Origin of the sequence: Pseudomonas sp. R19M (assembly GCF_050312585.1) — a bacterium.
Taxonomy (GTDB): Bacteria; Pseudomonadota; Gammaproteobacteria; order Pseudomonadales; family Pseudomonadaceae; genus Aquipseudomonas; species Aquipseudomonas palleroniana.
Genome location: NZ_JBNPJV010000066.1, coordinates 1 through 9,015 on the forward strand (window position 1 = coordinate 1; position 9,015 = coordinate 9,015).

Annotated in this window: 10 protein-coding genes; 6 read left to right on the forward strand and 4 right to left on the reverse strand. The window is 62.3% G+C overall.

Translation table 11 applies throughout. The features are described from left to right. Positions 1-88: 88 nt before the first annotated feature. The gene (locus tag ACQRBT_RS14090) at positions 89-943 is read right to left on the reverse strand and encodes a LysR family transcriptional regulator (RefSeq protein ID WP_060757211.1); all 855 of its coding nucleotides are present in this window, start codon (positions 941-943) and stop codon (positions 89-91) included. A gap of 89 nt (positions 944-1,032) precedes the next feature. Here ACQRBT_RS14090 and ACQRBT_RS14095 point away from each other — a divergent pair, with 89 nt between their 5' ends. After that, positions 1,033-1,476 (forward strand): multidrug/biocide efflux PACE transporter, encoded by a 444-nt coding sequence (locus ACQRBT_RS14095; RefSeq protein WP_090369002.1) that lies wholly within the window; start codon positions 1,033-1,035, stop codon positions 1,474-1,476. A gap of 111 nt (positions 1,477-1,587) precedes the next feature. Here ACQRBT_RS14095 and ACQRBT_RS14100 read toward each other — a convergent pair whose 3' ends face one another. Continuing rightward, positions 1,588-2,493: a LysR family transcriptional regulator gene (locus ACQRBT_RS14100; protein WP_090369003.1), complete on the reverse strand. Its 906-nt coding sequence runs from the start codon at positions 2,491-2,493 to the stop codon at positions 1,588-1,590. Between the two features lie 112 nt (positions 2,494-2,605). On the opposite strand from ACQRBT_RS14100, the gene ACQRBT_RS14105 reads away from it, so the two are divergent. Beyond that, a complete protein-coding gene (locus tag ACQRBT_RS14105) occupies positions 2,606-3,457 on the forward strand; it encodes an NmrA family NAD(P)-binding protein (RefSeq protein WP_412047387.1) in 852 nt (283 codons plus the stop codon). Positions 3,458-3,460: 3 nt separating this feature from the next. On the opposite strand, the gene ACQRBT_RS14110 is transcribed toward ACQRBT_RS14105, so the two are convergent. Beyond that, positions 3,461-4,219 (reverse strand): SDR family NAD(P)-dependent oxidoreductase, encoded by a 759-nt coding sequence (locus ACQRBT_RS14110; RefSeq protein ID WP_060757215.1) that lies wholly within the window; start codon positions 4,217-4,219, stop codon positions 3,461-3,463. A 106-nt stretch (positions 4,220-4,325) separates the two neighbouring features. Between ACQRBT_RS14110 and ACQRBT_RS14115 the strand changes: the two genes are divergently transcribed. Beyond that, complete coding sequence (locus ACQRBT_RS14115; RefSeq protein ID WP_412047386.1) at positions 4,326-5,222, forward strand: LysR family transcriptional regulator; 897 nt, start codon at positions 4,326-4,328, stop codon at positions 5,220-5,222. On the opposite strand, the gene ACQRBT_RS14120 is transcribed toward ACQRBT_RS14115, so the two are convergent. After that, positions 5,219-6,136, reverse strand: coding sequence for a LysR family transcriptional regulator (locus ACQRBT_RS14120; RefSeq protein ID WP_060757217.1), 918 nt, complete (start codon positions 6,134-6,136; stop codon positions 5,219-5,221). The two genes, ACQRBT_RS14115 and ACQRBT_RS14120, sit on opposite strands and share 4 nt — an antisense overlap. A 121-nt stretch (positions 6,137-6,257) precedes the next feature. Between ACQRBT_RS14120 and ACQRBT_RS14125 the strand changes: the two genes are divergently transcribed. Genes ACQRBT_RS14125 through ACQRBT_RS14135 form a run of 3 tightly spaced genes read left to right on the forward strand, consistent with a single transcriptional unit; the run spans position 6,258 to position 8,922 of the window. Continuing rightward, positions 6,258-7,016 (forward strand): 5-oxoprolinase subunit PxpA, encoded by a 759-nt coding sequence (locus tag ACQRBT_RS14125; protein ID WP_060757218.1) that lies wholly within the window; start codon positions 6,258-6,260, stop codon positions 7,014-7,016. 56 nt (positions 7,017-7,072) lie between these two features. Then, on the forward strand, positions 7,073-7,951 hold the full coding sequence (locus ACQRBT_RS14130) for a 5-oxoprolinase subunit B family protein (RefSeq protein ID WP_060757219.1): 879 nt from the start codon (positions 7,073-7,075) through the stop codon (positions 7,949-7,951). After that, complete coding sequence (locus ACQRBT_RS14135; RefSeq protein WP_060757220.1) at positions 7,948-8,922, forward strand: biotin-dependent carboxyltransferase family protein; 975 nt, start codon at positions 7,948-7,950, stop codon at positions 8,920-8,922. The genes ACQRBT_RS14130 and ACQRBT_RS14135 overlap by 4 nt, the downstream gene beginning before the upstream one ends. Positions 8,923-9,015 lie beyond the last annotated feature (93 nt).

Consider the following 9,015-nt stretch of genomic DNA (forward strand, 5'->3'; position numbering starts at 1 on the left):
ATAGCAGGGTGTCAGTCACAGTATTGGGTGACTGACCCACCGCTATCGGGAGCAAGCCCCCTCCCACACTTTTATTGGGTGGGAAATATCATTCCAACATCTTGGCCAACAACCAACTCCCGGCAGGGCCCGGCGGGTGGTGGCGTGACCATAGCGCATCCACCGCCACCGAACGCGGCCAGCCGCGGGCCTTGAGCTCGACCAATTGCCCGCCGCCAAAGCGCTCCACCAGCCAGCGCGGAATCGGTGCCCAGCCGAAGCCCAATTGAGCCATCTCCAATAGCATCAGGTAACTGGGAGCCGACCAGACGCGGCCGTTGGCACGGGTTTCATTCGGGTTGATGATGCTTGCCAGGCGCAATTCGCGGTGTTGTTGCAGGGCGTGCGCGGTCAGCGTGTCGAGCCCGGCCAGTGGATGTTTCGGTGACACGAAAAGGGCAATTTCCGTGCTCTCTTCCACGGGTGCACGGGTCAGGTCCGGCGGATACACCTCTTGATGCTCGATAAACGCGATCTGGGCCCGACCGCTTTGCACCAAGGCGATCAGGTCTTCGCATTCGGCGATCAGGCATTCCAGCTCCAGGTCCGGGTAGCGTTGTTCAAACGCGCTGAGGGCGACCTCGAAACGGTCGGACTGGTAGGTATCGGACATGGCGATACTCAGCTTGGGCTCCAACCCCTGGGCCAGTTGATTGGCGGCCATTTCCAGGCGACTGCTGGCCTCCAGCACCTGCTCGGCCCGTTGCAGCAGCACATGGCCGGCAGGCGTGAGCGTCGGCTTGCGGCTACTGCGATCGAACAGCACCACATCCAGATCAATCTCCAGGCTCGCGACCGCCGCGCTGACGGTGGACTGGCTCTTGCCCAGCTTGCGCGCCGCAGCGGAGAACGAGCCTTGGGTGGCCGCTTGCACAAACGCCTGCAGCACTTCATTGGAGGCCATGACTATCGCCTTTATCGATGGTTACTGGTTATGAAGTATCGGTTCGATGCGGGATTATCGCAACCATCGCCATTCACGGAGCGCAGGTTATGCACCCTACCAAGTCGATTACTGAACGTATCGGTCAAGCCCTGGGTTTTGAGGGCCTGGCCTTGTTGATCTGCACACCGCTGCTGGTGTGGATCACCGGCCGGCCGGCCCTGGAAATGGGCGCGGTGACCCTCGGGCTGAGCCTGTTGGCGCTGACCTGGAACATCATTTTCAACAGCCTGTTCGACCGCCTGAAGGTTCGCCTGCAATTGGCCGGCGGCGCATGGACGCGGGTGTTGCACGCGCTGTTGTTTGAGGGCGGGTTGATTATCGTCGCGGTGCCGTTGATCGCGGTATGGCTGAATATCAGCCTGATGCAGGCGTTCATGCTCGACATCGGCGTACTGCTGTTCTTCCTGCCGTACACCTATGTGTATCACTGGGGGTATGACGTCATTCGGGAAAAAATCCGCAACAAAAACGCTATCCCATGTAGGAGCTAGCATGCTGTGGCGAGGGAGCTTGCTCCCGTACGACAGCGCAGCTGGCGCCCGCTTTCAGGGGCGCTTCGCACCCCAGCGCAAGCAAGCTTGCTCGCCACAACAAGCGAGCGTCTACAGACAGGTAAGCGAGCCGACAAAGTCCAGGAATGCCCGCACCTTGGCGGCGGGCAAATGCCGCGAAGGATAGTAGGCATACAGTGGAAAACGCTCGTCAGGCCAGTCGGGAAACAACTCCACCAGACTGCCGGCCTTGAGCGCCGGGGCCAGGCCCAGGTCGAGCATCTGGGCCACCGCGTGGCCGTGCTCGCACACGCTGTATAACGTGCTGGCATCGTTGACCACCAAGCGACCATCGGTACGCACGGTCAGTCGCTCGCCGGGGCGGTGGAATTCCCAGGCAAATGGGCGACCGGTTTGTGAGTCGCGAAAATCCAGGCACATATGGCCGTGTTCCAGATCCTGGGGCACGGCAGGTCGGCCGTACTGTTCAAGGTAAGCGGGGGCGGCGACGGTGAGCACCCGCACCTCCATCAACTGACGGGCGATCAGCGAGGAGGATTGCGGGATGCCGAAGCGAACCGCCAGGTCGAAACCGTCGGCCACCAGGTCGCCGAGTTGGTCGCGGGTGTGCAGGTCCAACTGCAATTGCGGGTAGCGGCGCATGAAGTCACCCAGCACTGGGCCCAGCACCAGCCGCGAAAAATACGGGTCGATATTGACCCGCAGGCGCCCGCGCACGGTCAGGGCGCTGTCGGCCGCCGAACTGGCCGCCTCTTCCAGGCCCGCCAGCAGAGGCGCGATGTGTTGATAGAAACGTCGCCCTTCATCGGTCAATTGCACCGACCGTGTCGTGCGGTCGAACAGGCGAATACCCAGGCGTTTCTCCAAGCGCGAAATCGCCCGGCTGACACCGGAGGCCGTCATGTCCAGGCTGTCGGCAGCGCGTGCGAAGCTGCCGCTGTCGACCACCGCCGCCAACACGCCCATGCCACCGGCCAGGCTCGGATCAAAGCTCATTGATGATTTTCCGTCAGGTATGCAATGACACTGATGCTATCGAAGAATCCTACGGTTGCGCAGGATAATTTCCCCATCGCGACACGAGTCGCCTTTGCAGGGGAGAACACTGATGTATGCAGTCACAGGTATCACTGGAAAAGTCGGCGGAGCCGTTGCCCGCACACTGCTCGCCGCTGGGCAGCCGGTACGCGCCGTAGTGCGCAGCGCCGACAAGGGCGTCAGTTGGGCCGCGCGCGGCTGTGAGGTGGCCGTGGCGGAGGTGGATGACCCGCAAGCCATGGCGGAAGCCTTCGCCGGGGTGACGGGCGTGTTCATCATGCTGCCGTCGAATTTCGACCCATCGCCGGGCTTTCCGGAAACCCGCCGGGTGGTGGAAAACATCCGTCAGGCCCTGGCGTGCGCACGCCCTGGCAAGGTGGTATGCCTGTCCACCATCGGCGCCCAGGCCATGCAACCGAACCTGCTCAACCAACTGCACCTGCTGGAGGAAGCGGTGGGCAGCCTGGAGTTGCCGGTGACGTTTTTGCGCCCCGGTTGGTTCATGGAAAATGCATCGTGGGATGTCGAGGCGGCGGTGGCAGGGCGGATCTCAAGTTTCCTGCAACCTTTGGACAAACCGGTGCCGATGGTTGCCACGGCGGATGTCGGACGCGTGGCGGCTGAACTGCTGCTGGCACCCAGCCCGCGTATCGTGGAACTGGAAGGCCCGCAGCGCATCACCCCGTACCAACTGGCCGCCGAATTCGCCCGCGTGCTCGGCAAACCGGTCGATGTAGAAGCGGTTCCCCAGGCGACCTGGCATGCACTGTTCAACGGCCAAGGCATGCGCAACCCGCTACCGCGGATTCAGATGATCAACGGCTTTAACGAAGGCTGGATCGAATTCGAAGGCACCCCTCGCCAAGGCACGGTCGAACTGGGCACGGTGCTTGGCGAGTGGGTGCAACGCAGCGGCGTTTGAACCTTACAGAAACATGCCGCCCGAGGCTTCGATACGTTGGCCGGTGATCCAGTGGCTGCCATCGGCCAGCAAGCTGGCAATGGCCCCGCCGATATCGTCCGGCAGGCCGGCGCGGCCCAGGGCCGTGTTTTGGGCGACCATCGCATTCAGCGCCTGATTGTCGCGCACGGCGCCACCGCCGAAATCGGTTTCGATGGCGCCGGGCGCCAGGACATTCACGCTGATGCCACGCCCGCCCAATTCCTTGGCTTGATAGCGGGTGAGAACTTCCATCGCGCCTTTCATGGCGGCATACGCCGCATACCCCGGCAGGCTGAACCGCGCCAGGCCGCTGGAGATATTGATGATACGGCCACCATCGCGGATCAGCGGCAGCAGTTTCTGGGTCAGGAAAAACGGCCCCTTGAATTGGATTGCCACCAACTGATCGAACTGTGCCTCGGTGGTCTCGGCAAAACTGGCGTGGGCGCCGATGCCGGCGTTGTTGATCAGAAAATCGAAGTGATCCTGTGCGAAAACATCTTTGAGCACGCTGGTGATTTCGCCGACGAAGCCCTCGAACCTGTCGCTGCGGCTGACATCCAGTTGCAGCATGACGGCACGGCCGCCCAAGGCTTGAACCTGCTCGACCACCGCTTGGGCTTCGGCGGTGGCGCTATGGTAGGTGCCGATGATGTCGATGCCTTGTGCGGCCAGGTGCAGCGCGGCGCTTTTGCCCAGGCCGCGGCTGGCGCCGGTAATCAGTGCGATTTTACGGGTCATGGTGATGTCCTCTCAGGTGATCAGTGAGAGGAAGTGTATTTGTCCGTTCATAACGTGATAAACAGCGCTATACCGGAATCACTGGCCGGATAAGGCGAACAATCCCATGAACAAACTTGAGCTGCTGCGCACCTTCGTGCGTGTGACTGAACTGTCGAGTTTCACTCAGGCCGGCGACAGCCTCGGCCTGCCGCGCTCCACCGTCTCCGAACATGTGCAGGCACTGGAGGAACTGCTCGGCGCACGTTTGTTACAGCGCACCACGCGCAAGGTGCAGGCGACCCAGGACGGCCGAGTCTTGTATGAACGCAGCAAGGACCTGCTGGCCCATATGGAGGAGCTGGAAGGCTTGTTCCGCCAGGATGAAACCCAACTGGCCGGGCGTATCCGCGTGGACCTGCCCAACGTGCTGGCGCGGGACATGCTCTTGCCGCACCTGCCCGCATTCCTGGAGCGCCATCCACTGATCGAGATGGAAATCAGCAGTACGGACCGCCAGGTCGACCTGATTGCCGAAGGTTTCGATTGTGTGTTGCGTGTCGGCGCGCAACCCGACCAAACCGTGGTCGCACGCCGCGTGTGCAGCATGCCGATGGTCAACTGCGTCAGCCCCGCCTACCTGCAACGTTATGGCATGCCCACGACCCTGGCTGACCTGGCCGAGCATCAATTGGTGCATTACGTGAGGCCCTTGGGCGCACGCTCGGCAGGGTTTGAATATCAGCAGGGCCACAAGGTGGAGCGCGTGGCGATGGCCGGGCGCGTCACCGTCAACAGCACCGATGCGTATCAGGCCGCCTGCCTGGGCGGATTCGGCATCATCCAGATGCCGCGCCTCGGTATTGAAGAGTTATTGGCCAGTGGAGAGCTGGTGGCGGTGCTGCCGGATTACCCGGCGCCACCGTTGGACGTGTCCTTGCTGTACGCCGGCCAGCGTCATCTGCCGTTGCGCGTGCGGGTGTTCATGGATTGGCTGGCGGCCATCCTGCAAGCCCGGTATTAACGACGTGCCGATAATTGCTGCGGTGCCAGGAAGGCGTCGTGGAAGTAATCGCGGAATGCCTGCATCGGCGGGGTGAAGGCACGCTCGCGGTGCCAGGCCAGGCCCACGCTCATGGGCGTGACCGGGTCGGTGACGGTCAGGGTTTCGATGCGCTTGCCTTCCAGGGACCACGGCCGGTGGACCAGGTCTGACAGGATCGCCACACCGCTGCCGTTGGCGACCATGCTGCGCACCGCCTCCACCGAACTGGTGCGCAGCCGCACCTTGGGCGTTTGCCGGGCCTGTTCCCAATAGCGCATGGCGCTGTGTTCGGCCTCGTCGACGGTGAGCAGAATGTAGGGTTCCTGCGCCACATCCGCCAGGCTTACGGCACTGCGTTCGCACAGCGGGTGATGGCTGGGCAGCCACAGGCGGCGTTCCGAGTTGAACAGGGTTTCAGAGACGATATCGGCATGGGTGAGGTTGGCGGTGAGCACCACGGCCATATCGAACTGGCCATCGAGCAGGCCCTGTTCGATGGCCTGGCGCTCCTGCTCGAAGACCTCGATGCTGACGTCCGGGTGCCAGTGTTCCATGCGTTGCAGGTGGTGGGGCAGGAAATAACCCAGCACCGTGTAGCTGGCGGCTACGCGCAGCACACCGCTGGCGCGGTAGTCGGGCAAGGGGCTGTTCAGCGCGTCGTCGACACTGCGCAGGATCACGTAGGCGCGGTTGAGAAAATGCCGGCCGGCGTCGGTCAGGTTCATGCCCTGGGCCGAGCGCACGAACAACTGCACGCCAAGCATGGCCTCCAGTTCCTTGATTGCGGTGGTCACGGCCGACTGGGAGATGTTCAGGTGAATCGCCGCCTGGGAAATCTGGCCGATTTCGGCGGTGGCCACGAAGTAGCGGACTTGGCGCAAGGTCAGGGACATCTGCCACTCCAATGCAGTGAGCTATCTGTTTTTCAGAAGATTAGCCATCTGATAATAGATCTTCCCAAGGGGTCAAGACACAGCCTACTTTCAGCCATCATCTTTTGGCGGAGCGACCCCGATGCAGGCAGTGGATTTAAACTCGGACATGGGCGAAAGCTTCGGCCCCTGGACCATTGGCGACGGTGTCGATGCGCAGTTGATGGCCTATATCAGCTCGGCGAATATCGCCACCGGCTTTCACGCCGGCGACCCCGGCACCATGCGCCGTACGGTCGAGCGTGCCAAGCAACTGGGCGTTGCCATCGGTGCCCATCCGGGTTTTCGCGACCTGGTGGGTTTCGGTCGCCGGCATATCAACGCACCGGCCCAGGAGCTGGTGGATGACATGCTCTACCAACTCGGCGCCCTGCGCGAAATGGCTCGTGCCCAAGGGTTGACGCTGCAACACATCAAGCCCCATGGCGCGCTTTATATGCACCTGGCCCGCGACGAAGCCGCGGCGCGGCTGCTGGTGCAGAACCTGCAAATCATCGAGCCGACGTTGCGGTTGTATTGCATGCCCAATTCGGTGATCTGGCGAGTGGCCAAGGAGTTGGGGCAACCGGTGGTGCGCGAGTTTTATGCCGATCGTGAATACGACTTGAGCGGCTCCATCGTATTTACCCGCCAGGTGCGTGCGCTCGATCCTGCAACGGTCGCGGCACGCGTCCTGCGTGCCTGTCAGACCAACCTGGTGCGTACCGTAGAAGGTGAGGATCTGTTTATCGAGTTCGATTCGATCTGCCTGCACAGCGACACCCCGGGTGCGCTGGAACTGGTGGAAGCCACCCGTGAAGCCTTGGACGAGGCGGGCATCATCGTCAGAACGCCACAATAAAAAACGCCCGATTATTTTTTGCCTGCCTTTCTACAATGATTCCAAGAGGAACAGACATGGCTGAAACGTCCCCCATCCGCTACAGCTTCGGCGGTGATGAACACCTGTTTGCCGAGGTCAGCGACAGCATGTCCCTGCAGGCATTTTTCAAAGGCATGGCGGTGACCCGCGCCGTTGAACGCCTGGCCCTGGAAGGCGTGCTGGATGTGTGCCTGGCCAATGCGTCGTTCCAGATCCGCTTCGACCCTGACCGCATCGCGCCCCATGTGCTGCTTGACGCGGTGCAGAGCGCCGAAGCCCAGGCGGTGGCCGAACGCACCTTGCACACGCGCATCATCGAAATCCCGGTGCTCTACAACGACCCCTGGACCCATGAAACCCTGATGCGTTTTCGCGACCGCCATCAAGACCCCGGCAGCACCGATCTGGAGTACGCCGCCCGCATCAATGGCCTGGCCGATGTGGCCGCGTTTATCGCCGCGCACAGTGGCGCACCGTGGTTTGTGTCGATGGTGGGGTTTGTCGCGGGGTTGCCGTTCATGTTCCAGATGGTCGAGCGCGAGCGCCAATTGCAGGTGCCCAAGTACCTGCGCCCACGCACCGACACGCCGAAGCTGACCCTGGGCCATGGCGGATGCTTTGGCTGCATCTACTCGGTGCGCGGCGCCGGCGGTTACCAGATGTTCGGCGTGACCCCGGCCCCCATCTATGACCCGGCGCAGCAGTTGGCCTATCTCAAGGAGCACATGGTGTTCTTCCGGCCGGGTGACATCGTGCAGTTCAAGCCCCTGGACCGCGAGGCCTACGACTTGGCCGTCGCCGAGGTCGAGGCCGGCCGTTTCGACCTGCGCATTCGCCCAGTGGAATTTTCCCTCGACGCATTTCTCGCCGACCCCATCGGCTACCCGAAAACCCTGCAGGAGGCACTGGCATGATCAAGGTGCTCAAACCCGGCCTGGCTACCTCAGTGCAGGACCTGGGGCGTGAAGGTTATTACCACTTGGGCATCCCCCCGTCGGGTGCGCTGGACCAGTATGCGTTGAGTGCGGCCAACCACCTGGTGGGCAACCCGATCGGTGCGGCGGGCCTGGAGTGCACGTTGATCGGCCCGCAGCTTGAGTTTCAACAGGACGCGCTGGTGGCGCTCAGCGGCGCGCTGATGTCGCCGCGCCTGGATGGCGAAGTGGTGCATCAGGACACTGCGTTCCAGGTCCGTGCCGGGCAGGTGTTGCGCTTTGAGTTTCCCAAGGCGGGCGCACGTACTTATCTGGCCGTGGCCGGGGGCATTGATGTGCCGCTGGTGCTCGGCAGCCGCTCGACCTACACCCTTGGCGGGCTCGGTGGGTTTGCCGGGCGACGTTTGCAGGAAGGCGATGAACTGCCGATCGGCGAGGCCAGTGGGCGGGGGCGGGCGGGCAATAGTCTGCCGATGGCCCTGCGGCGGTCGGTCGGCGGTGATGTGACGTTACGGGTGGTGCCGGGGTTGTATTACGAGCGGTTGGCCGACGCGGCGAAAAGCAGCTTCTTTGCCGAACCCTGGACAGTCGGGTCCGAGGCGGACCGTATCGGCTACCGATTCAAGGGCGGTAGTGCGTTGAGCTTTCAACCCAGGGAGCAACCGTTTGGTGCCGGGTCGGATCCGTCCAATATCGTCGACAGTTGCTACCCGATTGGCTCGATCCAGGTGCCGGCCGGGCTGGAGCCGATTGTGCTGCATCGGGATGCGGTATCGGGTGGCGGCTACGCGATGATCGGCACGGTGATCAGCGCCGACCTGGATCTGATCGGGCAGATGCAGCCGAACCAGCGTGCGGGGTTTATCGCGGTGACTTTGGAGGAGGCGTTGGAGGCGCGGCGGGTCTATAAAAAGCGCCTGAAAATAATGGGTGGGTTATTCAATACCTGAAGAACACAGAGGACTATGTGGGAGGGGGCTTGGTGGGAGGGGGCTTGCTCCCGATAGCGGTGGGTCAGTCAATGATTTGCTGACTGCACCACC

Excerpts from the sequence above, each read along its gene's own strand:
- ACQRBT_RS14130 (WP_060757219.1), top strand. The coding sequence starts at position 7,073 with ATGGCTGAAACGTCCCCCATCCGCTACAGCTTCGGCGGTGATGAACAC.
- ACQRBT_RS14125 (WP_060757218.1), top strand. The coding sequence starts at position 6,258 with ATGCAGGCAGTGGATTTAAACTCGGACATGGGCGAAAGCTTCGGCCCC.
- ACQRBT_RS14095 (WP_090369002.1), top strand. The coding sequence starts at position 1,033 with ATGCACCCTACCAAGTCGATTACTGAACGTATCGGTCAAGCCCTGGGT.
- ACQRBT_RS14135 (WP_060757220.1), top strand. The coding sequence starts at position 7,948 with ATGATCAAGGTGCTCAAACCCGGCCTGGCTACCTCAGTGCAGGACCTG.
- ACQRBT_RS14105 (WP_412047387.1), top strand. The coding sequence starts at position 2,606 with ATGTATGCAGTCACAGGTATCACTGGAAAAGTCGGCGGAGCCGTTGCC.
- ACQRBT_RS14120 (WP_060757217.1), bottom strand. The coding sequence starts at position 6,136 with ATGTCCCTGACCTTGCGCCAAGTCCGCTACTTCGTGGCCACCGCCGAA.
- ACQRBT_RS14100 (WP_090369003.1), bottom strand. The coding sequence starts at position 2,493 with ATGAGCTTTGATCCGAGCCTGGCCGGTGGCATGGGCGTGTTGGCGGCG.
- ACQRBT_RS14090 (WP_060757211.1), bottom strand. The coding sequence starts at position 943 with ATGGCCTCCAATGAAGTGCTGCAGGCGTTTGTGCAAGCGGCCACCCAA.
- ACQRBT_RS14115 (WP_412047386.1), top strand. The coding sequence starts at position 4,326 with ATGAACAAACTTGAGCTGCTGCGCACCTTCGTGCGTGTGACTGAACTG.
- ACQRBT_RS14110 (WP_060757215.1), bottom strand. The coding sequence starts at position 4,219 with ATGACCCGTAAAATCGCACTGATTACCGGCGCCAGCCGCGGCCTGGGC.